23 protein-coding genes are annotated in these 26,953 nt (G+C 56.3%); 13 read left to right on the forward strand and 10 right to left on the reverse strand.

The window, feature by feature from the left end:
* Positions 1 to 21: 21 nt before the first annotated feature.
* Entirely contained in the window at positions 22 to 783 is a 762-nt protein-coding gene (locus tag LBW89_RS10505; RefSeq protein WP_148453502.1) for a DeoR/GlpR family DNA-binding transcription regulator, read from the forward strand.
* Positions 784 to 1,189: 406 nt separating this feature from the next.
* Here LBW89_RS10505 and LBW89_RS10510 read toward each other — a convergent pair whose 3' ends face one another.
* Complete coding sequence (locus LBW89_RS10510; RefSeq protein ID WP_225039130.1) at positions 1,190 to 1,753, reverse strand: class I SAM-dependent methyltransferase; 564 nt, start codon at positions 1,751 to 1,753, stop codon at positions 1,190 to 1,192.
* A 1,033-nt stretch (positions 1,754 to 2,786) separates the two neighbouring features.
* Positions 2,787 to 4,403: a bifunctional metallophosphatase/5'-nucleotidase gene (locus tag LBW89_RS10515; protein WP_225039131.1), complete on the reverse strand. Its 1,617-nt coding sequence runs from the start codon at positions 4,401 to 4,403 to the stop codon at positions 2,787 to 2,789.
* Between the two features lie 192 nt (positions 4,404 to 4,595).
* Between LBW89_RS10515 and LBW89_RS10520 the strand changes: the two genes are divergently transcribed.
* The 4 genes from LBW89_RS10520 to phnE (LBW89_RS10535) all read left to right on the forward strand — a co-directional run bounded on the left by LBW89_RS10520 (position 4,596) and on the right by phnE (LBW89_RS10535) (position 8,147).
* Complete coding sequence (locus tag LBW89_RS10520; RefSeq protein WP_412066998.1) at positions 4,596 to 5,597, forward strand: phosphate/phosphite/phosphonate ABC transporter substrate-binding protein; 1,002 nt, start codon at positions 4,596 to 4,598, stop codon at positions 5,595 to 5,597.
* A gap of 131 nt (positions 5,598 to 5,728) precedes the next feature.
* Positions 5,729 to 6,532, forward strand: coding sequence for a phosphonate ABC transporter ATP-binding protein (gene phnC, locus LBW89_RS10525; RefSeq protein ID WP_225039132.1), 804 nt, complete (start codon positions 5,729 to 5,731; stop codon positions 6,530 to 6,532).
* Positions 6,529 to 7,341, forward strand: a complete 813-nt coding sequence (gene phnE, locus LBW89_RS10530; RefSeq protein ID WP_225039133.1) for a phosphonate ABC transporter, permease protein PhnE — start codon at positions 6,529 to 6,531, stop codon at positions 7,339 to 7,341. Before phnC ends, phnE (LBW89_RS10530) begins: the two co-directional genes overlap by 4 nt.
* 2 nt (positions 7,342 to 7,343) lie before the next feature.
* Positions 7,344 to 8,147, forward strand: a complete 804-nt coding sequence (phnE, locus tag LBW89_RS10535; protein WP_225039177.1) for a phosphonate ABC transporter, permease protein PhnE — start codon at positions 7,344 to 7,346, stop codon at positions 8,145 to 8,147.
* A gap of 127 nt (positions 8,148 to 8,274) precedes the next feature.
* Here phnE (LBW89_RS10535) and LBW89_RS10540 read toward each other — a convergent pair whose 3' ends face one another.
* Entirely contained in the window at positions 8,275 to 8,751 is a 477-nt protein-coding gene (locus LBW89_RS10540; protein WP_148453510.1) for a glutathione peroxidase, read from the reverse strand.
* A 183-nt stretch (positions 8,752 to 8,934) separates the two neighbouring features.
* On the opposite strand from LBW89_RS10540, the gene LBW89_RS10545 reads away from it, so the two are divergent.
* The 8 genes from LBW89_RS10545 to LBW89_RS10580 all read left to right on the forward strand — a co-directional run bounded on the left by LBW89_RS10545 (position 8,935) and on the right by LBW89_RS10580 (position 18,393).
* Entirely contained in the window at positions 8,935 to 9,369 is a 435-nt protein-coding gene (locus LBW89_RS10545; protein WP_148453512.1) for a MarR family winged helix-turn-helix transcriptional regulator, read from the forward strand.
* 63 nt (positions 9,370 to 9,432) lie between these two features.
* Positions 9,433 to 9,615, forward strand: a complete 183-nt coding sequence (locus tag LBW89_RS10550) for a DUF2524 domain-containing protein (RefSeq protein WP_148453514.1) — start codon at positions 9,433 to 9,435, stop codon at positions 9,613 to 9,615.
* Positions 9,616 to 9,743: 128 nt separating this feature from the next.
* Complete coding sequence (locus LBW89_RS10555; protein WP_148453515.1) at positions 9,744 to 10,214, forward strand: hypothetical protein; 471 nt, start codon at positions 9,744 to 9,746, stop codon at positions 10,212 to 10,214.
* Positions 10,192 to 10,593 (forward strand): helix-turn-helix domain-containing protein, encoded by a 402-nt coding sequence (locus LBW89_RS10560; protein ID WP_148453517.1) that lies wholly within the window; start codon positions 10,192 to 10,194, stop codon positions 10,591 to 10,593. Before LBW89_RS10555 ends, LBW89_RS10560 begins: the two co-directional genes overlap by 23 nt.
* Before the next feature lie 89 nt (positions 10,594 to 10,682).
* Positions 10,683 to 11,690: an ABC transporter substrate-binding protein gene (locus LBW89_RS10565; protein WP_225039134.1), complete on the forward strand. Its 1,008-nt coding sequence runs from the start codon at positions 10,683 to 10,685 to the stop codon at positions 11,688 to 11,690.
* Positions 11,691 to 11,901: 211 nt separating this feature from the next.
* The gene (locus tag LBW89_RS10570) at positions 11,902 to 13,101 is read left to right on the forward strand and encodes an MFS transporter (protein ID WP_211373323.1); all 1,200 of its coding nucleotides are present in this window, start codon (positions 11,902 to 11,904) and stop codon (positions 13,099 to 13,101) included.
* Between the two features lie 671 nt (positions 13,102 to 13,772).
* Positions 13,773 to 17,894 (forward strand): AAA family ATPase, encoded by a 4,122-nt coding sequence (locus LBW89_RS10575; protein ID WP_148453521.1) that lies wholly within the window; start codon positions 13,773 to 13,775, stop codon positions 17,892 to 17,894.
* Positions 17,895 to 18,015: 121 nt separating this feature from the next.
* Positions 18,016 to 18,393: a DUF5684 domain-containing protein gene (locus tag LBW89_RS10580; protein ID WP_225039135.1), complete on the forward strand. Its 378-nt coding sequence runs from the start codon at positions 18,016 to 18,018 to the stop codon at positions 18,391 to 18,393.
* Positions 18,394 to 18,460: 67 nt separating this feature from the next.
* Here LBW89_RS10580 and LBW89_RS10585 read toward each other — a convergent pair whose 3' ends face one another.
* From LBW89_RS10585 to LBW89_RS10615, 7 genes are all read right to left on the reverse strand, one after another.
* The gene (locus tag LBW89_RS10585) at positions 18,461 to 18,937 is read right to left on the reverse strand and encodes a DUF2798 domain-containing protein (RefSeq protein ID WP_225039136.1); all 477 of its coding nucleotides are present in this window, start codon (positions 18,935 to 18,937) and stop codon (positions 18,461 to 18,463) included.
* A gap of 158 nt (positions 18,938 to 19,095) precedes the next feature.
* The gene (gene yicI / locus LBW89_RS10590; RefSeq protein WP_225039137.1) at positions 19,096 to 21,420 is read right to left on the reverse strand and encodes an alpha-xylosidase; all 2,325 of its coding nucleotides are present in this window, start codon (positions 21,418 to 21,420) and stop codon (positions 19,096 to 19,098) included.
* Positions 21,421 to 21,472: 52 nt separating this feature from the next.
* Positions 21,473 to 22,462: a 2-hydroxyacid dehydrogenase gene (locus tag LBW89_RS10595; RefSeq protein WP_225039138.1), complete on the reverse strand. Its 990-nt coding sequence runs from the start codon at positions 22,460 to 22,462 to the stop codon at positions 21,473 to 21,475.
* Between the two features lie 46 nt (positions 22,463 to 22,508).
* The gene (locus tag LBW89_RS10600; protein WP_148453532.1) at positions 22,509 to 23,342 is read right to left on the reverse strand and encodes a carbohydrate ABC transporter permease; all 834 of its coding nucleotides are present in this window, start codon (positions 23,340 to 23,342) and stop codon (positions 22,509 to 22,511) included.
* Entirely contained in the window at positions 23,342 to 24,271 is a 930-nt protein-coding gene (locus LBW89_RS10605; protein ID WP_148453534.1) for a carbohydrate ABC transporter permease, read from the reverse strand. The genes LBW89_RS10600 and LBW89_RS10605 overlap by 1 nt, the downstream gene beginning before the upstream one ends.
* 82 nt (positions 24,272 to 24,353) lie before the next feature.
* On the reverse strand, positions 24,354 to 25,610 hold the full coding sequence (locus LBW89_RS10610; RefSeq protein WP_225039139.1) for an ABC transporter substrate-binding protein: 1,257 nt from the start codon (positions 25,608 to 25,610) through the stop codon (positions 24,354 to 24,356).
* A gap of 215 nt (positions 25,611 to 25,825) precedes the next feature.
* A complete protein-coding gene (locus LBW89_RS10615) occupies positions 25,826 to 26,860 on the reverse strand; it encodes a LacI family DNA-binding transcriptional regulator (protein WP_148453538.1) in 1,035 nt (344 codons plus the stop codon).
* Positions 26,861 to 26,953: the final 93 nt, after the last annotated feature.

Consider the following 26,953-nt stretch of genomic DNA (forward strand, 5'->3'; position numbering starts at 1 on the left):
TGCCCGAAAGGATGAACCAGCGTGCTGGCAGCGGAAAGAAAAAAACGAATTGTGGAGTATGTCCGGCAATACCGAACGGCGACCGTGGCCGATCTGGCCAAGGAATTTCAGGTTCATGGAGCCACTATCCGCCGGGACCTGGCGGAGATCGAACAGGAAGGACTGCTCAAGCGGACGCATGGCGGGGTCATCATGGAGCAGTGGACGCGCGATGAGCCTTCTTTTCACGAACGGACCCACCAGCATCTGGAGGAAAAAATGCGCATCGGCAAAATGGCCGCTTCCCTCATCGAGGACGGGGAAAATATCATCATCGATTCGGGGACGACCACCCTGCATATTGCGACTCATCTGGTGAACCGGACCGATATTACCGTCATCACCAACGATATGAACGTAGCGGTCCAGCTTCGGGACGCCTCGGGCGTTAAGGTCATCCTCTCCGGAGGCGAGCTGTACCCTTCCAGCTACATGCTGAACGGGATGTTCACCGATCATGTGCTTAAGTCCCTGCATGTGGAAAAGGCCTTTATCGGCACGCCGGCCCTGCATCCCCAATATGGCCTGATGCATCCCGAGGCGCTGCTGGTCCCGGCCAAGCAAGGGATGATCGCCGCGGCGGGGGAAATCATCGTCGTCACCGATCACAGCAAAATCGGCAAATTGTCGCTGCATACCGTCGCGCCGAACAGCGCGATTCATACGCTCATTACCGGAACCGAAGCTTCCGAATACGACGTCAAGCCGTTTAAGGATCGGGGGATCACGGTGTATCAGGTATGAGGGAGCTAGGCGAGCGAGAGCGGGGGAAGCGAGAGGGAGTAAGGATGAGGAAAGGGGTAGCACGAAGACTGATCAAGCTTTGAGATTTGAGAATTCTTGCAAATCCGCAGGCTTCTGCGGCGGGAATCGCGATTTGCCCGCAATGCGGGATAAATACCTGCACGTATGCATCCTTTTGCCGGGATGGGCCCTGCACGGCCTAAAATACCTGCACTTTTGCATGTATTTTGGCTAGGTAGCCTCCTCTTGCGGTTAAATGGCAAATAAGGGCCTTCCCGCCGCGGCATCAAATGCCGTATTGGAAAAGCCCTATCCTGGACCCGCTTCTTTACTTTTTTTAATTCACCGGATATGTCTCGGATCACGGATCAGCCCTAACATTAATCTCGGCGACTTCCCGGTCATTTCAATAATTTTTGGAACGGTACACGTATATTTTCGTCCGGTACAGATCCCCGCAGGTGACCACCCGTTCCGGCGTCCAGCCGGGAAGAGCAAAACAAATACTGATAATCCGAGCTCCCGGTTTCACCCCTTGGCGAAAAATTTCGTCCAGCCGGGTCATGGCACCGGGATACAGATAACAGACCACAACATCGGCTTCCCCGTACGGATGCGTATAAAGATCCTTTTTATGAAACATTACATTCCGAAAAGAACCCCAACGCGCCAAGCAACGAGACACCGCCCAAGGCAGGGGAGAATTCTCGATCCCGATGACCTGCAGGTCAGGCCGGCTCCTGGCCGCCTCCAAAGCCAGCGTTCCCCAACCCGACCCGGCCTCGATCATCACCTTGGCCGCCGGGATCCGCTGCAGCTCGGCGACTACCTGCCGCCGCACCGCCGGAGATGTCGGCATCGGCGAAATTCCGTTCCGCCAGCTGGAATAAACAATGGAGCCGGCGGCCAGCAGGAACAGCACGATAAAAGCAGCGGATAAAATGGAGTTCATGGTTGCCGTGGTTGTCATCCTCTTTTAGTCTCCTTTGCTCCATTTTACAAGGAATGCAAAGGAAGCGGAAGGAGAGAAAACATGCCCGCTCCCTGCCGACGACGGCAGCTTTCCGGCACACGTCGGCCGCCGTCGTGATAGTGGCCTTTTTGGAAGCTATTGTGGCCCGATTCGGCTTCGCAGGAGAAATAGATGCCGGAATGAGCCTTATTTCGCCAGGGGAGAGGTCAGATAGCTCGTTCACCAGGAGACGCCCTTGGTCTAATATAACCGCATCTGGCCCCGATTTTGACTTGGCCGAGCCCGTCCAAGCACAAGCTTGCTTCAACTTCCTACCGTATCTAAATACCGCAGGCCAATCATCATATTACTCAACTAACTTATCCTTCAACTGAGTTGCTTCGAACTTCCGGAGCGGAGCGTGCTGTTCTGTCCGGTGGTTCCCTCAAATTAACGGGATTTCCTCCCGTTAATTTCGCTCACCCGGCGGTGCCTCGCCCAATTACCTGGAATTTCTCCCGCTAATTAAGCTCATTTCGGCCAATCCGGCCCGATTTTGACAAATTAGCGGTACTTTTTCCAGGTATTTCTCGCCCATGGCCACTCGCGAGTGAATTAACGGGAAGTTTTCCCGTTAATTCACCGCCCAGGAGAAGTGTGTGTGGTTCGGTCCGGTCGTTCATCCTTCACCTGAGTGCTTCGAACTCTGGAGCATGCTGTACGGTCCGGTCATTCCCTCAAATTAACGGGATTTCCTCCCGTTAATTTCGCTCGCCCGGCGGGCCTTCGCCCAATTACCTGGAATTCCTCCCGCTAATTCTGCTCATTTCGGCCAATCCGGCCCGAATTTGGAAAATTAGCGGTACTTTTTCCGGGTATTTCTCGCCTCTGGCCACGCGAGGGTCGATTAACGGGAGATTTTCCCGTTAATTCACCGCCCAGGAGACGCCCTTCGCTCAACTATGGCCGTGCGCCCGCACATTTTGGGCTTAATGGCGCCTCTTTTCGCCGCTACCGCTATTCATCCCCTCGGCAGGTGCGCGGTTTTACTTCACCCCTCCACAATCACCTTCCAATTATGATTGCAGACCGTCGAAATCGTCCCCCGCTCCGTAATATACGCCTCGATTAAATCCGCCGTGTCGATTTGGATTTCGCGGACGACCTCTTTGCCCTTGAACATGTCGTAGTCTCCGCCGCCCCCGGCCCGGTAGTTGTTCATCACCACATCGAGCACCAGATCGTCCGGCAGATCCTCCCCCCTGTATCGTAAAAACCTGACCCGACTGCCAGCCGACTTGGCGATATTCAGGACGTATTCGATCCCTTCCCACATGTCATAGTTGTAATGCTGCGCCTTCGGCTCAAGATAGGCCGGGTTAACGGCCGGCTGTCCGTCCGGACCGACGATAAAATAATGCGCCGTCTGCTCCAGCGCGGCCCGGATATCCGCCCCCGTCAGCCGGAGTACGGCCAGCGTGTTCGGGTACATGAAGTTGGTGAGCACGTCCCGTCGCGTGATCACCTCGCCGAATCCGGCGGAGGCTTCGTTCAACAATGCCGTGCAGGACACGGAAGCGCCGGCGGCTTCCATCTGGACGCGGTTGACGAACTCGATGAACGGATGCTCCGCCAGCCGGCAGGCCAGCGGGCTGCTCAGCCGCAGGCCGCCGTCCGTGCGGCCGATCGGCTCATCGAGCCACCGCTGCGTCCGCTCCTCCAGCGTCCGGCATAGCGCCAGCACCGCGGCATCCGGCGCTGTTTCCGCCTCCGGCTTCAGCAGCTCGGCGCGCTTGCCGCGGATCGCCCAACGGCGGCCGGCCTCATCACGCTCCAGCTCCAGCTCCAGCGTGATTTTCCCCAGGGCCTGCCCGTTGCAGCCCGGCTGGACGATCGCCACGCCGTTCACCTCGCTTGCCTCCAGCCGGTGCTGATGCCCCGTGATCAGCACGTCGATGCCCTCCACCTCCGCGCACATGGCGTAGGCCTGATTCTCTCCGGTCAGTCGCTCGGCCGGTTCGCCGGTCGCCAGGTCCCGCTCGAATCCCCCATGGTAGGCGACGATCAGCACATCCGGCCGCACATCCGCCCGGATGCGCGGCACCCACCGCTTCACGGTCTCCAGCGCATCGCCGAACACCCAGTCCCGAATATGCGCGGGGTTTTCCCAATGGGGAATATAATGCGTGGTCACGCCCAGGACCGCCACCTTAACCTCCCCTATCTTTTTTACGATATAAGGAACTCCGAACGCCGGTTCCCCCGCTTTGTCCGTAATTCCGGCCGACAGCCAGGGGAACGCGGATTCATTCATCACCCGACGCAGCAGGTCCGGCCCATAGTTAAACTCATGGTTGCCCGGCACGGCCGCGTCGTAGCCCAGTTCATTCAGCGCCGCCACGGCGGGGTGCGCCCCCTCCCCCCGCTTGACCGCGTATGCCGCGAGCGGTGAACCCTGGATCAGATCTCCATTATCCAGCAGCAGCAAATCGGGATCGCCCAGACGTTCCTTGCGGATCAGCGTCGCCAGCTTGGCCAGACCGAGCGGGCGCTCCTCTTTGCTCCGGTAATCGGTAGGGTAAATATAGCCGTGGATATCGCTTGTCGCCAGGATCGTCATCGTTTGGCGCCGCTTTTCCTCTTGCCTCATATCCATATTCATTTCCATTTCGTCGTAATCCCCTTTGATGGCATGCTTAATCTATTGTTCCTCCATCGATTCTAGCAGCCAATCTTCAGAGCCATATTAAATTTCCACCCGTTTACAAAAAATTATCATTTCTCTAACCGCCCGTTAATAGTCCCTCCTTATAGTGGAACAAGTAACGATAAACTATTAAATATTTGGAGGTCATCCCGTTTGAAAAAGCTTACGAAATTGTTTATGCCCTTGTTCCTGTCCATCGCCGTCATCAGCGGCTGCGGATCCAATGAGGCCGCCACGAATACCGGAAGCAAGGCCGCGGCCAATTCCGGCCAGCAAAACGCGTCGCAGGGCGATGCCGCCAAGACCGATCCGGCGCCGGAGAATACCGGCTATGTGCCCGAGAAGCTGACCGTCCAATTCGTTCCTTCGCAAAACGCGGATACGCTGGAAGCTAAAGCTAAACCACTCGAAAAACTGCTGTCCGACAAGATCGGCATCCCGGTTGAAGTCAGCGTATCCACCGACTATAACGTCATCGTCGAAGCGATGGCATCCAAGCAAGTGGATGTAGGCTTCCTGCCTCCAACCGCTTACGTCCTGGCCAAAGAAAAAGGAGCCGCCGAGGTGATCCTTCAGGCTCAACGCTATGGCGTAAAAGACGAAACCGGCGAACCGACAGAGGAGCTGGTCGACTTCTACAAAGCGATGATTATCGTAAAAAAAGACTCCCCGATTCAATCGGTGGCCGACTTGAAAGGGAAGAAAATCGCTTATCAAAACGTGACTTCCTCGGCAGGATACGTATGGCCGGCGGCCTCCCTCATGGATGCCGGACTCGATCCGCTGAAAGATGTGCAGCCGATCACCCTGAAAGGCCATGACCAAGCGGTTCTGGCTGTCCTGAACGGCGACGTTGACGCCGCGGCGATTTTCCAGGATGCACGCAACGTAGTAAAGGGCGACTACCCGACGGTGTTCCAAGATACGCGCGTGCTGACCTACACGGAGAAAATCCCGAACGACACGATCAGCGTACGTTCCGATATGAGCAAGGAATGGATCGAGAAACTGCAGAACGCGTTTATTGAAATCGGGAAGGACGAAGAAGGACACAAGATCATTTCCGAGATCTACACGCACGAAGGCTACGTTAAATCCCAGGACAGCAATTTCGACGTTGTCCGCGAATACGGCGAAAAGGTAAAAACCGAGTAGTCCGACATTTCGCAACTCGGCCCCTCTTTCCAGCCAGATCGGCAAGACACGATGCAAGCCAGTCGGAGTGCCCCGCACCCGGCTGGCTATGCGTTTTTTTACGATAAACTTTCAAAAAGGATGATCTCTACGTGATAGAACTGCGCAATGTATCCAAAACCTATCCCAACGGTACCAAAGGGCTGGACGGCATAAATCTGAAGATTGAAAAGGGCGAATTCGTGGCCATCGTCGGCCTGTCGGGCGCCGGCAAGTCGACCCTGCTCCGCTCGATGAACCGCCTCCACGATATTACCGACGGCGACATCCTCATCGACGGCAAATCGATTACCCAGGCCGCAGGCAAAGAGCTCCGCACGATCCGCAGGGACATCGGCATGATCTTCCAGAGCTTCAACCTCGTCAAGCGGTCCTCCGTGCTGCGCAACGTCTTGGCCGGCCGCGTAGGGTATCATTCCACGCTGCGTACGCTGTTCGGGGCGTTTCCGAAAGAGGATGTCGAGCTGGCGTTCCAGGCGCTGGACCGGGTCAATATCGTCGAAAAAGCCTACGCCCGGGCCGACGAGCTGTCCGGCGGCCAGCAGCAGCGGGTCGCCATTGCCCGGGTGCTGGCGCAGGAAGCCAAAATCGTATTGGCCGACGAGCCGGTCGCCTCGCTCGATCCATTGACGACCAAGCAGGTCATGGACGATCTCAAGCGGATTAACCAGGAACTCGACATTACGACCATCGTCAACCTGCACTTCATCGATCTGGCCCGGGAATACGCCACACGGATTATCGGGCTGCGGGCCGGCCAAGTGGTGTTTGACGGCCCCGTGTCGGAAGCGACGGACGAACGGTTCGCCGAAATTTACGGACGGCCGATCGATCAGGACGAGCTGCTGGAGGCCCGGCTGGCCGACATCGCGGCCGCAAAGGAGCCGGTCCGATGAACCTGAACGCCAAACCCGATCTACAGCCCCAGCCGTTGAACCGTCCCAAACCTCCGGGCAAGCTAAAACACTATCTTACGGCGGCGTTCATCCTGATCCTGGTCTGGGGCAGCGCCGTCCAATCGAAGGCCGATTGGGGAAAACTGATCAAGGGAGCCCCCAATATGCTCGAACTTCTCAAAGAGATGTTTCCGCCGAACTGGGGCTACTTCGACAACATCGTCGCTGCGATGCTGGAAACGATCCGCATGGCCTTGATCGGCACGACCTTCGGCGCCATCCTGGCCGTTCCCGTGGCGCTGCTCTGCGCCAGCAACCTCAGCCGGACCGCCTGGATCTACCAGCCGTTCCGCTTCGTGCTGAACCTGGTGCGCACGATTCCGGACCTGCTGCTGGCGGCCATCTTTGTCGCCGTCTTCGGGTTGGGGCCGCTGCCCGGAATGCTAGCACTATCGATCTTCTCCTTCGGGCTGATCGGCAAACTGACGTATGAGGCCCTGGAGACGATCGATCATGGCCCGCTGGAGGCGATGACTTCGGTCGGGGCGAATTCCGGCCAGCGCGTTATTTTCGGCGTGATTCCGCAAATCCAGGCGCATTTTATGTCCTATGTGCTGTATACCTTCGAGATCAATGTGCGGGCGGCCGCGGTGCTCGGTCTGGTCGGCGCCGGCGGGATCGGCCACTATTACGAAGTGACGCTCGGATTTTTTGAATATGACAAGACCTGCATGATTATTCTGTTTACCCTGGCGGTGGTCCTGATCATCGACTACTTGAGCACAAAGCTGCGGGAGAGACTACTATGAGCATGACCCATTCATGGCAAGACAAGGTGAAAAAACCGAAGAAAAACCGTTATCGCCCCCTGATTTATGTCCTGCTCGCGCTGGTATACGTTTGGGCCTTTGCCGGCATCCCGTTCGAGGGCATCAAAGAAACGGCAGGACAAGTGACGAAGGCGATTTTCAGCGGCATTTTCTCCCCGGATTGGGACTACGTCTATCTGCCCGAAGGCGAGGATTTGCTGCGGGGATTATTGGATACCCTGGCCATTTCGATCCTGGGCACTGTGGTTTCGACCGTGCTCTGCGTCCCGTTCGCCTTCTGGGCGGCGGTGAACATGAGCCGGTCGCGGTGGATTTCCGGGTCGGGCAAAATGCTGCTGAGCTTCATCCGCACCTTCCCGGAAATCGTTATGGCCCTCCTGTTCATCAAGGCCGTCGGCCCGGGTTCTTTTGCGGGCGTGCTGGCGCTCGGCCTGCACTCCATCGGCATGCTCGGCAAACTGTTTGCCGACGAAGTGGAGAACATGGACACCGGCCCGACGGAAGCGCTCATCGCAGCGGGAGCCACCCGGCTGCAGATTCTGTGGTTCGCCGTGCTGCCGCAAGTGCTGCCGGGCTTCCTTTCCTACACCCTGTACCGGTTCGAGATCAATCTGCGCTCCGCCAGCATCCTGGGGATCATCGGCGCCGGCGGGATCGGGACACCGCTTATTTTTGCGCTCAGCTCGCGAAACTGGGACCGGGTCGGCATCATTCTGCTCGGCATCATCGTCATGATCACCCTCATCGATCTGATTTCCGGCGCGATTCGCAAGAAATTGGTGTAATGATGGGAGACTACGCTGGTTTGGTCCGCTATTTCATATCAATGGGCCAAATTCAACAAAAACGCGCCTAAAAAAGGCCCCTATTCTCCTTCCTGCCAAGGGAGGGAATAGGGGCTTTTAATTGCTCTCAGAGCAGCTTCCGAACATGCTCCTCGATTTTCGCCGGCTCTTCGGTCGGCGCGAAGCGTTTGACCACGCGTCCATCACGGTCCACAAGGAACTTTGTGAAGTTCCATTTTATTTGCTTGGAGCCCAGTATGCCGGGCGCTTCCTTGGCGAGCAGTTGAAACAGCGGATGAGCTTTTTTGCCGTTAACGTCGATCTTCGCAAAGAGCGGGAAATTGACTCCGAAGTTCAACTCGCAGGCCTGAGCGACCTCTTCATCCGTCCCCGGCTCCTGATTGGCAAATTGCCCGCAGGGGAAGCCGAGCACCGCGAATCCCTGCTCCTTGTAAGTATCATGAAGCTGCTGCAGACCTTTGAACTGCGGGGCGAAGCCGCACTTGGTCGCCGTATTCACAATCAGCATCACCTGCCCGCGGTAAGGCTCCAACGTCTGCATTTCGCCCTTAATCGTTTTGACTTCCATATCATAGATGGACATATGTAACGCCTCCATATTTCGCATTAATAGTATATAATTAAATTGTATACAATTTAATTCGACGTGTCAAACTTGGTATGCGAAACGGCCGCTCTTCGTCTTTTGACGCGCAAATCCAGCCAGTGCTATAATTACCGAACAAGTCTAAACAAATTGTATACAATTTCATGGCAGGTGACCGATATGCAGCCTCAAGAATATATGAAACTGGATAACCAGCTTTGCTTTGCTTTTTATACCTGCTCACGGGAAATGATGAAGCTGTACCGCCCGCTGCTGTCTCCGCTCGGGCTGACTTATACGCAGTACATCACGCTGCTCTCCCTCTGGGAGCAGGACGGCGTAACCGTCAAAGAGCTCGGCTCCAAGCTGTTTCTGGATTCGGGCACGCTGACCCCGCTGCTGAAGAAGCTGGAGAATATGAACCTTATTACCCGAACGCGGGATAAGGCGGACGAACGCAGCGTCTTGATTACCCTGACCGACCGGGGCCGGGAACTGCAGGAACAAGCCGCCGAGGTGCCGCTCAAGCTGTACGGCGAGACCCGGGTTACCAAGGAAGATATCGCGGCTTTGCACAAGCATATCCAGGCTTTTTTAAGTAAAATCGCGGAATAAATCCAGCCAAAATCTCCATAATAGGGAAGGTACATCCCAGACCTATGGAGGCGATTTTCGAATATGCTGGACCATCTGGAAAGCAATTACGACTGTGCCCGGGCCGGCGACGATCTGCATCAGCTCAAGCAGGAGCTTGCCGCTTTACGGGGACAAGGAAAGGAAGACCCCCAAACCCAAGAGCACATCCATCGTTTGGAAAACCAGATCTCTTTTATTATGAACAAATGCGACATTAACAACTAGTTGACGCGAAAAATCAAAACACCCGATCCGTTCCATATATAAGGTCCGGCGGGTGTTTTGCGTTGTCCGCCGTTCGGGCTCCGGTTACAATGGTACTGTTCCTGTTTCCATCACCATGAAGAGAGCGGGTGATTCCCATCCTAGACCTTAATGAATTAGCCAGACAAATGTCCGTCGGGGCCGTCGACATCCATGGCGTCTATCTCACCAGCCTGTGCCCCGGCCGCTATTTTGGCCACACGCCTTCCCAGCCGACACCGTATGCCGGGTTTGTGTTCGCCCTACGGGGACAAGCCGTGTTCACCTTTAACGGTACGCCTTACGAGCTGACCCCCGGCCTCGTCGCTCACGGAGCCAAGGGGATGACGCTGCGGGTCGATGTCGGGTCGTCCGGTTTCGATTACGCGTTGGTCCATTACACGTTGAGCGCTCCACCAGAAGAACCGGAAGGCTACACAGGGGCGCATTTCGTGCTGGAGACCGGAATAAATCCGAGCATCACCGAACTGCTTCATATGCTGGAGAGCTCGGTCACGACACCCGGGCACCTGCAGGCGGGCTGTCCGCACCAAGGAATTGTTTTACAGCACGATCTATGAAACGTTCAGCTGCGCCCGCAACCGGATGAACCGCGAAAGCCGAAACGCGGTGGAGCATGTGCTTGATTATATACATACTCACTACACGGAGCCGCTGAACCTGGAGAAACTGGCCGGCCTGGCGGGAATGGACATCAAAAAGTTTGCTTACGCGTTTCATAAATACGCGGGCGTCTACCCGATCGATTACCTGATCCAACACCGGATGAGCCGTGCCCGTGTATTGCTGGCCACCAGCAGCGCCGCCGTAAAGAATATCGCGGAGAGCATCGGCTATGGAGACGCTCATTATTTCAGCAGGCTTTTTAAAAAATACACCGGGTGCAACCCCAGCGAATTTCGCACACGAAACGGAAATAATCCACCTCTCATTGAATAATTGTCTATTCTCAATCCCAGCCCTCCATCGCTATAATTTAACTTGAAAATGAAAATCATTATCAACTAATCGAAGCGAGGGATAGACAAGTGCAAACAACGTTCAAAACATGGGGGATCCTTCCCTTCATCGTTATTTTGCTGTTGATCACGGCGGCCTGCGGAAATGCGACGGCGGGCAACCCGTCCGGGAATGGGAGCAACAAACCGACAGCCGAATCCCAAACGGCGCCGAATTCATCCGGAAACTCCGCCGGAGACGCCGATAACGCGGCCAAATTCCCGATCACCATCCAGCACGCCAAAGGGGAAACCGTCATTCAAGAGAAGCCGAAAAAGGTCGCGGTCACCTACTTCCCATATGCGGATCACCTTTTTGCCATCGGGGAACAGGACGTTGTAGCGGGTGTGGTGGGCCTGAAGTCTTTACAAAACTTCCCGGTCTACGACACGTTCACGAAGCAGGGCCGGATCGCCGATCTGGGCGACACCCTAAATTTGGAGAGCATTCTGGCGCTGGAGCCCGACGTGATTATCGCTTGGGAGGATGATGTGAAGAATTACGACCAGTTGGCCAAAATCGCCGATACGATCGTCATTCCGCAGTCAGAAAACTGGCAGGACACGATTACCAAGGTAGCCTCGGTTCTCGGCGAGGAAGCCAAGGCGGAGCAATATATCGCCGATTACAACGCGAAGCTGGACAAGCTGGCCGGGAAAATGGACCAAACCGGGGCCAAGGGCAAAACCGCCATTTTCATGATGACCTGGGGTAAAGGCTTCAACTACTATGGAGGCGTCCGGATGGAGCCTTACTATGACCGCCTGGGCTTCGCCAAATTCCCCGACATGAAGGATTGGAGCGAGATCAGCCTGGAAGGCGTGGCCGACATCGACCCGGACTATATTTTCCTGGGAGAGGATTTCACCAATTCGGCGGAGTTGACCTTGGAGGAGCTTGGCAAAAGACCCGTCTGGAACAATCTGAAGGCCGTCAAGGGCGGCAACCTCCACGTGATCGATACCGAAATCGTCGGGCCTCTGGCCATGGGCCAGTCGAAAGGGCTGGATGTCATCGAGGAAATTCTGCAAAAGTAAATCTGGCGGAAGGCTCATAAAACCGGTTTAAACAAGGGATGGCTGCACCTGGAAAAGTATGTTACGATCGTTTTGTTCGTTGTATCTTTACGCATCACTCAAGATCATTCCACCAGGAGGGCATCCCTTGAAAGCTCAGTCGCAAACCGCAGCGGAACAGACGGGATCTTCCGTCGGCCGTCCGGCTTCCGCCAAACGATACTTACTGCCTATGGCTACCGTTTTTATCGGTTTTTTGATATTTGGCTTTTCCGAAAATGTGAAGGGGCCGGCCATTCCCCGCATCCAGACCGACTTCCTTCTGAACGAGATGCAGATCGGAACCCTGCTGTCCCTGAATTCGCTAGGCTACTTGCTGGCCTGCTCCTTTACGGCGTTTCTCGTCCGCAAATGGGGGGTCAAATGGGTCAGCCTTCTTTCTTTTGGACTGATGGCCCTTACGGGCGTCTTGATCTTCTATTCCCGGACGTACCCTGCGCTGTCGGGGTCCTATTTCCTGATGAACATCGGCAACGGGATGCTGGAAATCGCCCTGGCGGTGCTGGGGGCGCAGATTTTCACGCGGAATACCGGCACGATGATGAATCTGGCCCATTTTTTCTACGGGCTCAGTTCCACGGTCGCCCCTATGCTCGCCGCGGGCCTGATGACGGTGTCCGTCGGGGGTCATGTACTGGACTGGCGCGGCATGTACATGGTCGTACTGCTGCTGTCGGTGATCCCGATGATCCCCGCCTTCCTCGGCAAGTTCCCGGAGAAGGCGCTGGCGGACGAAGAACGTATCCCGGTCAAAACGCTGATGCGCGACCCGGTCATCTGGCTGGTCGTGATCGTTCTGGCCTTCGGCGTGATTTCGGAGATGGCGGTCGGGGGCTGGCTCGTAAATTTCCTGGAAAAAGCCTACGGCTGGACCAACAGCTCTGCGTCCGGCATGCTGTCCGCCTTCTTCCTGTGCTTCACGTTCGCCCGGCTCGTCGCCGGCCCGATTACGGATAAGATTGGCTACACGCTTTCCTTGATCCTGTTTGCCGGCTTTACCGGGGTCTGCACGTTCGCGGCGATTCTGGCCGGCGAGCCGGGAGCGGCCCTCTTCGCCGTCGCGGGAATCGGCATCGCGCCCGTTTACCCGACCGTCATGGCGCTGATCGCCGACCGGTACCGCCAAAACAGCGACACCGCCATCAGCTTCATCGTCACGCTGATCGGCGTTGGCACCGTGGCCGGCAATTATCTGATCGGCGTCATCACCGACGGGATCAAGCGGGTTTTCCTCGCCAGCCAAGGGCCGGAAACCGGCCTGCTGCGCGGGCTGCAAGCGGGCTACGGCTTCATCGGCTTCTGCGCGGTCATCTGCTCCCTCGCCAGTCTGGCGCTGTACGTTTATTTGAAGAAACGCAAGGAACTGCTTTAAGTTATTAATGCGAACCGCTGAGGAATATCCCTCGGCGGTTCGCATCCTGCACCTAGCCCTGCCACCTTACTAACAGCGCCCCAAAAGGCCCTAATCCGGCCCATTGGAGAAATGGCAGGACACCGCCCCCGTCCGGCCCATCATCAATGAGGGTATTCTCTGCGGCATTTCCCGAGGGCCCCCCTATCCCCGCCGCCCTCCTTTTTCCGAATCTCGTCCATGGTCAATCCGACCTAGCCGAACGGCTCTATCTTGCCGGCGAAAACCGCAAAAAACGATTCCCGACACCACTCATATGTTCCCTCAAATTCCACGGCCATCAAGGTGCCTTGCACACTTCCCCCCCCCCTTCCAACTCAAAAAGATGCAAATCTGCAGGTATTTCGGCCGAATCCCGAGTGGATGCGAAAAAAGATGCAAATCTGCAGGTATTTCTAGCGATTTTAGAGAAGCGAGCCGGTTTCGTCGGAAATTCCTGCAGAATCGCAGGAATTTTCAAATTTTGCCCTCCGCACAAGAAAAAACATGCAGATTTGCAGGAATTCTTATGCTAACAAGGTTGTCTGATAGGGCCCAAAATTCATATTGTCATTTCTAACCAGCGGCCCTATATTTGAGATATCTATTCTATCTCGGGATACAAGAACCCCCGGAGTAAGCGAGGTTTGGTCATGATTCAAACGATCGAGGTAACCAGTTATGTACCGGAGCTGCTGCTGCGGAAGTGGAACGCGCCCGAATGGGACCGCCTTTCCCCCGTAGAAGACGTTCATTCCGGCGCGGTGCTGTTTGTCGACATATCCGGCTTTACACTGCTGAGCCAAAAGCTTGCCCACCAAGGGACGATCGGCCTTGAACAGGTTACGGGCATCCTCAATGCCTGTTTTGACACCATGATCGACCGGATCTCCCGGGCCGGCGGCAAGGTCGTCAGCTTCGCCGGCGACGCCCTGCTGGCGACATGGAGCGAAGGAAGCTGGCAAGCCACCGAGGAAGGCCGCCAGCGCCTGATCCGCCAGGCTGCCGCCTGCGGCCTGGACCTCCAGCGGGAATTGCATCAACGGGAGATCATGGACGGCGTAAACCTGTCGCTGCGGGTCTTTGTAGGCGGAGGCGGCTACACCGTCAGCTATGTCGGCGGTACGGGCGGGCGCTGGGAGCTTGTTTTGCGAGGAGACGCGATCCTGCAGTTAAAGGAATTCGCGGACTCCGCCGAAGTCGGCAAGGTTCTGCTGTCTCCGCAGGCTTTTGCGCAAATCGAAGCGTATGCGGCCGGCCTGGAAACTCCGCTGGAGAACGGGGCGGTGTTTATCTCTTCCTTGCTGCCCGAGGCTTATCCGTCTTCCCCCGGAATCACTCCGGGCGAAGGCGATTCGCCAACCGGACTGGACCCCTCGATGCTCCCGTATCTTCCCCCCGCCCTGCTTGCTTCCGCAGCGGCCGGGGATCATGACTGGTCCGCCGAGCTCCGGCGGATTACCGTAATGTTCATTCATCTTCCGGAGGTGCTGGGGAAGAGCAGCCTGGAGCAGCTCCACCGGATCACGGAACGGATTCAGGCGAGTGTGCAAGCCTACCAAACGGCCATCAACAAGGTGAATCTTGACGAAAAAGGCATCTCCGTCATCGCGGCCGCCGGCCTGCCTTCCCTGACCTACGAGAATGACGCGGCGCGCGCCTTAAAGACGGCGCTGCGCATTCAGGCGGAGCTGCGGGAAGCCGGCATTCCGCACGCGATCGGCGTCGCTACGGGCACGGTGTACTGCGGGTCCGTCGGCAGTGCCTTGCGCCGGGAATACACGATGATCGGCGACACGATGAACCTGGCGGCCCGGCTCATGCAAGCGGCCGAAGACGGCGCGATCTTGTGCGACGAAGCCACCTATGCGGCGGCTTCGGGGGCCATCCGGTTCCAGGCCGGGGAACCGAGGCAGTTCCGCGGCTTCGCCGGCGCCCGCGCGGTCTACGAGGCGCTGGGCATCGGCGCCGCCGAGCGCTCCCCTGCGGGCCGGCGCCGGGGCCGGGCGCAGCAGCCGCAAGCGCTGTTCGGCCGTGACGCTGAACACGGCGCGCTGCGCAGCCACGTCCTGCGCCTGCTCGAGGGCGGCAGCGGCTGCGTCTTCCTCCGGGGCGAAGCCGGTATGGGAAAGACCAGCTTGCTGGGCGAGCTGCAGCAAGAAATTCTCGGCTACGGCCTCCCCTTGTACAACGGTGCCGGGGAAGCCATCGAGCAGCAAACGCCGTATTACCCCTGGCGTAGCATTTTTTGGAACCTGCTGGGGTTGGACCATGTCCCCGCTGCCGAAGCGGACCGGCGTGCGCATGTCCAGCGGATTATTCAGGAGCAGCTGCCGTCCTGGCAGCATCTGTTCCCGCTGCTGCAGCCAGTCGTGCCTTTGGAGATCGCTGACAACGAGTGGACGGCCTCCATGTCGGGCCGGATTCGGGCGGAGAACACCCAGGCGATCTGCCTGGAGCTGCTGCAAAGCCTGATCGGAGGGCAGCGGACCGCCCTGTTTATCGACGACGCCCACTGGATCGACCCCTCCTCCTGGGCGCTGCTGCTCAGCCTTACCGAGCGGCTGCCTTCCGTGCTTATTGTCGCGGCTTTGCGTCCGGATGAAATTTCGCAGCCGACGGAGTCCCGCCAGCTGCAGGATCGCCCCGGCACGGAAACGGTCGACTTGTCGATGCTGGACGGCGGAGAAACGCTTCAACTGATTCAGGATCGGCTCGGGGTGACCTCGCTCCCCAAATCGGTGGTCAACCTGATTTTGGACAAATCGGAAGGCCATCCCTTCTATTGTGAAGAACTGGCCTATACCCTCCGCGATTACGGGTATATCGGCATCGAAAACGGGGAATGCCGTCTTTTGAAGCCGGAGCATGAATTCATGAAGCTTGATTTCCCTCACTCGATCCACGGCATTATCGCCAGCCGCATCGACCGGCTGCCTGCGGAGGAACAGCTCGTTCTAAAAGTGGCCAGCGTGATCGGCAGACATTTCACCTATTCCGCGCTCCAGGGGATTTTGCCGGTGCCGACCGCGGACAACGCGCTATACGGCCGGCTTGATACGCTGGAACAGGTCAACCTGACTCTGCTGGAAAGCAGGGAGCCCGAATTAATGTATATTTTCAAGCATATTATCACGCAGGAAGTTACTTACAATCTGCTCCTGCACGCCCAGCGCCGCCAGCTTCACCGTGAACTGGCCCTGTGGTACGAACAGCAGTATCCGGACGCCCCGGCTTATTACAGCGTGCTGGCTTATCACTGGTCAAGAGCCGAGGACACGGCAAGAAGCATGCACTACCTGGAAAAGGTCGGACGCCTGGCCCTGCAGAGCGGTGCTTACCAAGAAGCGGTTCACGTCCTGTCCGAGCTTGTGGCCAAGGCCGAAGCCGCCGATACGCCGAAAGCGGACCGGGCCAAATACCGGCGCCTGCTCGGCGACGCTTATATGGGGGTCGGAGACATGGAGCAGGCGGTCCCTTGTCTGGAGGAAACGCTCGATTTGCTCGACATGCACTCCGCCAAGTACACCGAACGCATCAAAAAGCAAATGTCCCGCCAAATGGTGGTTCAAGTATGGCACCGCCTAAAGCGGTCGGTGGGATTCACCCCCACCTCGAAGCCTACGCCCGCCGTGGCCGAAGCGGTTCATTGCTATCACTGTCTGGCGGAGATCGCGTTTTTTAACAATCAGAACGTGCGGAACCTGTACTATTCGCTCCATGGACTGAATCTGGCCGAGACGTTCGGCGCTTCCAAGGAACTGGCTATCATTACGGGGAATATGTGCGTCACCGCGGGAATCATGGGTTGGCGAAGACTGGCCCGCTCTTATGCCAAGCAGGCGCTGGACGCGGCCGAAGCGCTCGACGATCTCTCCACCAAAGCCTGGGTCTACATGGACATCTCGCTGAACAACATCGGCAGTGGAGTATGGGAGACAGCCGGCGACTTGGCGCAACGGGCCATGGCGATTTACGAGAAACTCGGGGACCGCCGTTACTGGGAGGCCTCTTCCTACCTCTATGTAAAAACACTCGCTTATCATTTTTCCGATTACGACGCCAGTATGGCCCTGGCCTCCGATATCTATGAGTCCGGGGTGCAAAGCGGGAATGCCCAAGCGAAATCATGGGGACTCATGGCTCTTTCCGAAGGGCTGCTGTATTGCGGCCGCATTCCGGAGGCTGTCGAAAGGCTGGAAGAAGCCGTGTCCCTCATTCCGGTCAACATCGGCATGACCGAGGAGCTTCGCGTCTACGGTCTGATGGCGTTAGCCCGACTCAAGGAGGGGCGGCCGGAGGAGGCGCTAACTTATGCGGAAAAAGCGCTCGCCCTCATCCGGCAGTCCTCGCCCGCTGCATACTACTCCTTCGACAGTTATGCGGCTGTGACGGAAGCATTGCTGACGCTGTGGGAGAAGAAACTGGGGGGAGGCATTGATCTCGGCCGGGAAGCCTGGAAACTGCAAAGTCTGGCGGAAGAAGCCTTGAAAGGACTTCAGGCTTTCGCCGGCGTCTTCCCGGTCGCCAAACCGCGCGCCGAATTGCTTACGGGGGTCTACCAGCGGCTGAAGGGCTTCCCGCAAGTCGCCTTCCGCTGCTGGAGTCGCGGCATCAAGGAGGCCAAGCGGCTCAAGATGCCTTACGAAGAGGCGCTGGTCCAGTTGGCGATGGCCCGGGCTCTCGCGCCCGATTCGCAGCAAGGTGCGGATTGCGCCGCCGCGGCCCGGCAATTATACAGCAAGATGGGAATTCCTTATCCGGAGGAGCAGTGACGGCGGGATTCCACACTCTGGGGTGCTTGCAATGAAGCAAGCAAGCGAGCAAGCAGGAATAACAGGTCCATCTGTCGAATAACAGAGGGGAATAATCTACTTCTAAGGGGGATGCAACAACATGCTTTTTGTTTTTCTATTCGCCGCGGCCATGTATGTTCTGTTCGCGGGGGCCTACTTCTCGCTGGCCAAAAAAGCGGGGCTGGACGATATCGCCTGGTTTGCCTTTGTCCCGATTCTGAGCAACATTCTGCAGTTGAAAATGATTAAAGAAAGCGGCTGGTGGGTCTTGATGTACCTCGTGCCGATCGCCAATCTGGTATTCACCATCATCTGGCAGGTTCGACTGCTTAACGCTTTCGGCAAAAACGGCGCCTACGTTCTTTTCGGTATTTTCCTTTCGCCGGTGTACGCCATTTTGTGGCTCGTCTGGGGATATTCCAGCAAAACGATGTATGTGCTCGATTATCGGGTTCCACCGCAAGGTTATATGGCTTAAAATAGGCCGCAGCATATCAAAAGACCGGGGCTATTCTGGCGTCCCCGGTCTTTTTGTTGTTGTTGATTTAAGATACCGCTTGAGCTTTCACAAACTTGGTGAACAACCCCCGCACCAACGGTCCCATCACCAGCAGTTGCAAAGGATAGGCCATCACGAAATTCTGGCAGAACGTTCTGAGGTAACTCATGACCAGAGAACCTTCTCCCGGACTGCCAACGAGATTGGACATCACCAGCCCGAACAGAGACATGAAAAACACCATGCCGATCACCATGCAGGACGAAACGGCAAGGATGACCTGCACCTTCTTGGTCTTATTGATCGGCAGCTTGAACGCCGCCTTTCTGGCAAAGGGACCTACGATGAACATTTCCAAAGCCATCGCGACCACAAACCCGGCTAAATACTGAATGATCATGTCGGCAAAGCTTAAGTTTCCGATCATGTCATGAATCAGCAAATTATAAGTTGTCATGCATACAACCATCCCGAAACACATCATCAAACCAAAGTACAGCGCTTCTCTCTTTGTAGTTGGCACTCCGCTCCACCTCTCTTTTTATTCGGCTTGATCAGTATATCGATTTCAAACTTTGTCTCGTAAGTGAACAAATTGTGAACTTTCTTTGACACACACTAAAATAGGGGGTCTCCGATCGAATCGGAAATCCCCTTTTGGAGTTCAGTGCAGTTCAGTGCTTACAGCTCAATCGTCATCTGCCGAATGGACGGGTGCGCAGCCACCCGCACGCCCTGCGGGCCTTCCTGCGGGTCCCCGCCTTCGACGGAGGCGATTCTGCTGATGCCGCGAAGCACCAGCTCCCATGGTTTACCCACCGTCCCCTCGACGATGACGGCAAGCCGCTTGCCCGTCCGCTCCACCCGTACCTGCAGCTCGGTTCGGCCTTTGTCATTGCATACCGATACGGTAGCCGTACGTCCCTCGTCCAGTTCAAACAGATGCAGGGCCACGCCGTCCGCGTAATCGTAGTCCGGCCGCAGGTTGTTGGCTCCCACCGCGATCAGGCTGCCCGGGCGCGCCATCAGCGGCAGGCTGAAGTAATCGTGCCGCTCCTGCACCCATCTTCCCCCTTCGATCACATCGCCGCTCAGGAAGTTCGTCCAGCGCCCTTCCGGCAAGTAATATTTGGCCGTTCCTTCGCCGTTGAAAATCGGTGCGACCAGGAAGGCGTCGCCGAGCATATATTGACGGTCCAGCGTTTCGCAGGCCGGATCTTCCGGGAATTCCAGAACCATCGCGCGCATCACCGGCACGCCCGTATGGGTCGCCTCTACGGAAGTGCTGTACAAATACGGCATCAGCGTCGATTTCAGCTTGGTGAAAAACCGCAGCACATCGCTCGCTTCCTCGTCAAACAGCCAAGGCACCCGGTAGGACTGGCTGCCGTGCAGGCGGCTGTGCGACGACAATAGTCCGAAAGCGGCCCAACGTTTGTAAAGGTCCGGGGTCGCCGTATTTTCAAACCCGCCGATATCATGACTCCAGAAGCTGAACCCCGACAGCCCCAGCGATAATCCGCCGCGAAGCGTCTCCGCCATCGAAACGTAGGTCGCCGAGCAATCGCCGCCCCAATGCACCGGATACTGCTGGCCGCCGGCCGTGGCCGAACGGGCGAAGACCATCGCTTCGTTTTTCCCCTTCGCCTCCTCCAGCACCTCAAACACCGCCTTGTTGTACAGATGCGTGTAGTAGTTGTGCATTTTTACCGGGTCCGATCCGTCATAATAGACGACATCCGTCGGAATACGCTCGCCGAAATCGGTTTTGAAGCAATCGACGCCCATGTCGATCAACGCCCTAAGCTTATCCTGATACCATTTCACCGCGGCGGGGTTGGTAAAGTCCACGAGCCCCATGCCCCCTTGCCAGCGGTCCCACTGCCAGACGTCGCCGTCCTTCGTTTTGACCAGATACCCGTTGGCCTTCCCCTCATCAAAGAGATACGATTGCTGGGCGATATAGGAGTTGATCCAGACCGAGATGTTCAAGCCCTTGCTTTTCAGCCGGTTCAGCATGCCCTGCGGATCGGGAAACACCTCCGCGTCCCATTGAAAATCGCACCAGTGGAATTCCTTCATCCAAAAGCAGTCGAAATGGAACACATGCAAAGGAATGTCGCGTTCGAGCATCCCGTCAATGAAGCTGTTGACCGTCTCTTCATCGTAGCTGGTCGTAAACGAGGTGGTGAGCCACAGCCCGTAGGACCAAGCCGGAGGCAGCGCCGGTTTCCCCGTCAGCTTCGTGTAATTATTCAGCACTTCCTTCAGGCTGGACCCGCCGATAATGTAGTATTTCAACGATTCGCCGGGGACGCTGAATTGGACCTTGGACACGACTTCGGAAGCCACCTCGTACGAAACGCGTTCCGGGTGGTCCACAAACACGCCGTAGCCGTAGCTCGACAAATAGAACGGCACGTTTTTGTAAGCCTGCTCGCTGCAGGTTCCGCCGTCTTCGTTCCATAGGTCCACGACCTGGCCGTTTTTGACAAACGGCGTAAATCTTTCGCCGAGCCCGTAAATGTATTCCCCGACGCCGAGATCCAGCTGTTCCCGCATGTACGTGGACTGGTCGGGCATTTTAAGGTGTCCCGGACTCTTGTAGCCGCTGCCGGTCAATCTTTTGCCGTTGTACATAAAATGCGTGCCCCAGCCCTCGTTCTTGCGCACTTCCACGCTGAGCCTTCCGCTGGTCAAGCTGGCAATCTCCTCGCCGTTCTCGATTTGAACCTCCACCGCTTCGTCGACATGCTTGGCGAATTCCGGCCCCTTCGGCAGCCTTCCGCCGTGATGGACCAGTTCCACCGCTATTACGTCGGGCATCGGCGAAGTGTAGTTGACTGTCAAAACCGCGGTGTTGAGCGTGTCGCCGCGGGTGATGATTTTTTTGCAAGAGGCCAGTATGGTCAGCTTCTCCGGCGCGGTTCGCACGCCGCGTACCTCCACCGGATAGTTCAAGGTTACTCCAGGTCTTACGTGCCAATATCCATCCGTAAATTTCATCCCTGTTCCTCCACCTGTCTATATTTATATTTTTTATCTTGTATCGCTCTTTCTACTGTCCAGCGTCCAGCCTACCGCCCAGCTCCGGCACGACATCGGTCGGCCCCCGGCCCGTCAAGGCGTTCACCAGATTGGTGACGGCGGACATCGCCATCCGGTTCCGGGTTTCGGCGGTGGCCGAACCGATATGCGGCAGCGTGACCACGTTGTCCATGCCCAAAAACGGGTGCCCCGCTCCGATCGGTTCCTGCTCATACACATCCAGCCCCGCGCCGGCGATCAACCTGCCTTCCAACGCGCGGATCAAGGCCTCCTCCTGAACGGTTTCGCCACGGGAGACATTGACGAAAACCGCGCTCCGCTTCATAAGCTTAAACCGCTCTTCATTCATCAAATGCCGGGTTTCGGGGGTGAGCGGGGTCAGGAGCACCACGTAATCGGACGTTCGAAGCAGTTCCTCCAGTGAGGAGTAGCCTACACCGAGCTGTTGCTCGACCTCCGGCTTGCGACTGCGGCTGTAATAGACGACGTCCATTTCAAAGCCGAGGCGGGCCCGCCGGGCCACCGCTTCGCCGATCCGGCCCATGCCGATGATGCCGAGCCGCTTATGGTGCACATCCAAGCCGAACAACTGCTCATCCATTCCCGATACCCAGCGGCCTTCCTTGACCAGCCGATCCAGCTCGGCCACCCGGCGGGCCGACGAAAGAATCAGCGCCATGGCGAGGTCGGCCACCGTGTTGTCCAACACGTAAGGGGTGTGCGTGGCTAAAATGCCCCGTTCTCGGAAAGCCCGCAGATCCAGATTGTTGTAGCCTGCCGACAAGTTGCTGACGACCCGCAAGGCCGGGCCTGCCTTGAGTACGCTCCCGTCGATCGGCGTCCCTGTCACGAGGAGACCCTCCGCGTCTCCGATCCGCTCCGCCAGCGTATCGGCGTCGATCTCACCCGGGCCCCGCCAATAGGAACATCGGCAATGCCGTTCCAGAAAAGCGGCCGCCGGTTCGGGCAAGCTTCTTGCAATGTATACCTTCGGTTTCATCAGGCGTTTCCCGCCTCCTTTACTTGCCGAAGAATCGGCTATACGATTAGTCCTTCATCGCACCCGCGGTCACGCCGCCTACGACGTACTTCTGCATCGAAACGAAAATCACGATGATCGGCAGCGCCGCCAGCGTAGCGACGGCCATCAGATTGTTCCACTCGGTGCCGTATTGCCCGATAAAGCGGTAGAGTCCGAGCGTCAGCGGGCGGACTTCATTGCTCGACGTCAAGGTCAAGGCAAAGATGAAATCTCCCCAGCCGAACAGGAAGCAGAACGCGCCGACCGTCATAAGCCCCGGCTTTACCAGCGGCAGAATAATTTTCGTGAACGAAGTGAATTTGTTGCAGCCGTCGATTTTGGCCGCCTCCTCCAACCCGCCGGGCAAGGCGAGGAAAAAGGGACGGAGCGTAATGATGGCAAAAGGCAGCGAGTGGATCAGATCGGCGAAGATGAGTCCCGCAAAGTTGTCGATCAGCTGCACCTTCGAGAACATCATGTAGAGCGGCATCGCCATCATAATCCCCGGCAGCATCTGAATGGACAGCACCGAGATCATGATCAGCGCCTTCCCTTTGATCGACAGCCGGGCCAGCGCATAAGCCGCCGGGATCGAGAGGAGCAGCGAGAGCACCATCGTGCCGGTCGCGATAATAAAGCTGTTGCCGATATAACCGATCATGTCCTGATTGCGGACAAAATTGTTGATGTAGGACTCCAACGTTGCGCCCACCGGCAAAATATGCGGCGGATTATGATACAGCTCGGTCACCGGGGTCAAGGACGTTTTGACCATCCAATACACCGGAAAAAGAAACACGATCATGATGACGACGCTGATGAGAGTCGCACCGGCCAAACGCCATTTTTGGCTGCGCATTAGTGCACCTCCTCCTTACTGGACATTCTCAGGTACACGATCGAAATGACGACCAGGATCAGGAACATGATCATCGATACCGATGCGCCCTGGCTGAACTCCAAAGTCGTAAACGACAGCTGGTACGCATAGATCGGCAATACGGTCGAAGAAGTCACCGGTCCGCCCTGCGTCATAATAAAGATCAAATCGAAGACCTTGAAGGTGTTGATAATGCCCAAAATCAGCAGCACGAGAATGGTCGGACGCATCAGCGGCAGCGTAATATGCCGGAATTGGACAAGCCGGTTGGCGCCATCCAGTTTGGCCGCTTCGTACAGATGATCGGGCAGCCCCTGCAGCCCCGACAAAAGAATGATCATATTGAACGGAATCCCGATCCAGATGTTGGCGACTACCGTGCCGAGCAAGGCCGTGCTTCCCTCGCTAAGCCAGTTGATCGGCCGATCGATGATTCCCAGCGTTTGCAAGAAGTAATTGATGACCCCGAAGTCCCCCGACATCATCCACTGAAACACGGTACCGCTGATGACCACGGGCATCATCCAGGCCAGCAGCATTAGAGAACGGAACAGATTGCGTCCCGGGAATTTCAAATTGAAAAATAAAGCCAAAGCAAAGCCGATCGTAAATTGGAAAAAGATACTCACCACGGTAAACACCGCGGAATTCTGCAAGGCCGTATAGAAAACCGGGTCCTTCAACGATTTGATATAGTTGGAAAAACCGACGAAATCATGCTCACCGCTCAAGTTATAGACGTTCACGTTTTGAAAGCTCAGCAGCAGATTGTAAATCAGCGGAAATCCGATAAAAATGACCATAAACACGAGCGCCGGCAAAACGAACAAATAGTTGTTCCATGACGAGAACCATTTTGCCCGGCGGGATAAGGCGTAGCTCCCGTTCGCTCCGGATTTGTGGGACATGACTTCTCCCCCTGTTTCTTTGGAATGGGGGATGCCGGCTCGGCATCCCCGGTGACAAACTAAACTTTGGTGGTTCTTATTCTTATTTCTTCACCAGCGGATCGATTTTGCCGGCCGCTTCCTGGACGGCTTGCTCAGGCGCTTTGCTGCCCGTGATGACTTGCTGCAGCATAATTTGAACAGCCTCGGACATTTTCGGATATTCCGGACCGTAGGCTCTCGCTTTGGCCACTTCCATCGCATCCGCAAACACTTTCAAGTCCTTGTCGTCCTGCCAGAATGGATCCTGCAGCAGGTCGGAGCGGCTCGGGAGCCGTCCCGCCGCCTGTACAAACGCTTTCAAACGATCGGGCTCGTTGGCGAATTTGATAATGTCGAAGGCGATGTCTTTGTTTTTGGAGGCGTTGGTAATCGCCCAGTTTTCGCCGCCGAGAATCGTTCCGCCCTGCTTGTTGACCGGCAGCTCGACGACGCCCCAATTAACTTTTCCTTCTTTTTTGAGCAAAGGAATCTGCCAGGTGCCGTTCATCATCATCGCTACCTTGCCGGTGGAGAACTGAACGACGGTGTCGGACTGCTTCTGGTTGATGACTTCCTTGGACATATAACCGTTCTTGACCATATCGGAGACCAGGGTCGCCGCTTCGATCGTGCCCGGGCTATTGAAGTTCGTCAGGTCGGACCCGGCCTGGTACATCAGTGGAAGAAATTGGAATGTGCCTTCTTCCGTTTTGACCGCGGTCATCGCAAAACCATAAACATCCTTGGTGGTGAGCTGTTTGGCCGCTTCCTTCAGCTCTTCCCAATTGGCGGGAGGCGTCAGGCCTTTCGCTTCAAACATATCCTTGTTGTAATAGAGCGCCAGATTGTTGCTGCCGATCGGCACGCCATAGTTTTTGCCTTCATAAACGGTAGAAGACCAAGGACCTTCGAAGTACTTATCCGCCTGGCCCCACTCCTTGATCGGCACGGTCAGGTCCGCGAGAATGCCGGCCGCGGCAAAAGCCTGGTGGTCCGGGTTATCGATCCAGACGATGTCCGGCATGTCGTTACCGACGGAACCGAGGAGCAGCTTGTTCTTGATATCCGCAAAAGAGATGTAGGTGCGTTCGATTTTGACGTTCGGATGGGCCGCCTCATACTCGGAAATGATCGTTTTGATGGCGCCTTGGGTGGCGTCGCTGGTCATGGAATCCCACCACTTAATGACGACCTTGTCGCCCTCTTGGCCGGAGCCGCCGGACCCGCCCGAACCCGACTCCGTTTTTGGAGCGCACGCGGACAATACGACGAGAGCAGCCACCATTAACATCATGAGAGCCCTTACATTTTTGAACATTGCCTTTCCCCCTAGTCTTCTTGGTTTGTAAGTTTGTATTTGCATGCACTGCCGTTTTCGTTTTGGAGTTGCTCTAGTTTAAAAACGGAGGCAGTAATACCGATTGTGGGTGAGTCGAAGTGAAGGCATCAAATTAAAGCTACTTATTTCATCATAAAATGATGTACGTACATCATTTTTGCGGTAAAAAACTGCGTTATTACGCAGGGCGTGGTTTAGATGTAATAACGCGCGTTTTCCTTGGTCACCAATTCCAGCTTGGTGATGTTTTCTTTCAACCCGACTTTGTGGCCGGAAACCAGGTGGTCGAACATCGCCTTGACCGTCAGGTAGCCCTGATTGACCGGATCCTGGCAAATCGTCGCGGTGACGATCCCCCGCTTCATGTATTGGTAGGTTTCCTCCGTCATATCATGGCCGATGAGAACCGGGCGGTGTTCCAGTTCAAGCTCCTCCAAATGCTTGGCGACTACATCCAGGCGGGCGCTGGACACGTAAATTCCGTCCACTTCCCGGAAGTAATCGGCAAACGCGTCGGGCGAGTCGTAATCTTCCTGCCGGAGCTTGAGCGGACCGACCATTTCAATGTGATCGTACTCGCTCACCACTTCGCGGAACCCGGTAATCTTCTGCTGCATTTGAAAGTTGGTGTATGACATCACCAGCCCTACCCTCGTCTTCCCGCCGAGGAACTTGCACAGCGCGTCCGCCGCCAGACGGCCGGCAATCCGGTAGTCGCAGCCGACGTAGAACAGCCGCTTGCTCAGCGGCGAATCGCTGTTAAACGTACAGACCGCCACCCCCTGATCCATGCCATGGTCGATCAAATCGGCCATTTCCTGAGGATCGTTCGGCGACAGCGCGATGGCGTCGTAATTCCCCGAATCGATCAGTTCCTGTACAATCTTCTTCTGCGGCTCCAGTTCGTATTTCTCGGAACGGATGATGCTGACGTGAAGCCCGTAATCGCGAAACTCATCGATGGCGATCTGCACGCCTTTCTCCACCTGTGTCCAAAAATACTCTGGAAGCTCCGGGAATACCATCGCCATATGATAATCATTCTTCCGCGACAGAAAGCTCGCCGATTTGTTCGGCATGTAGTTCAATTCCTTGATCTTCTCCATCACTTTGTCATAAGTCTGGCGCTTCACATTTCCCCGGTTGTTCAACACCCGGTCCAGCGTAGCCGCGGATACCCCGATCTGCTTCGCCAGTTCTTTCAGCGTCAATCGTCTCTCTTGTCCCATACTCTATCCTCTGCCATTTCTTTTTTTCTTGGCTTTTATGGTCCCATCATATCAACCGAACATTTTTATGTCAACGCTTTCATGATATTTGTT

The sequence above is a fragment of the Paenibacillus sp. alder61 genome (assembly GCF_020179875.1).
Lineage (GTDB): Bacteria > Bacillota > Bacilli > Paenibacillales > Paenibacillaceae > Fontibacillus > Fontibacillus faecis.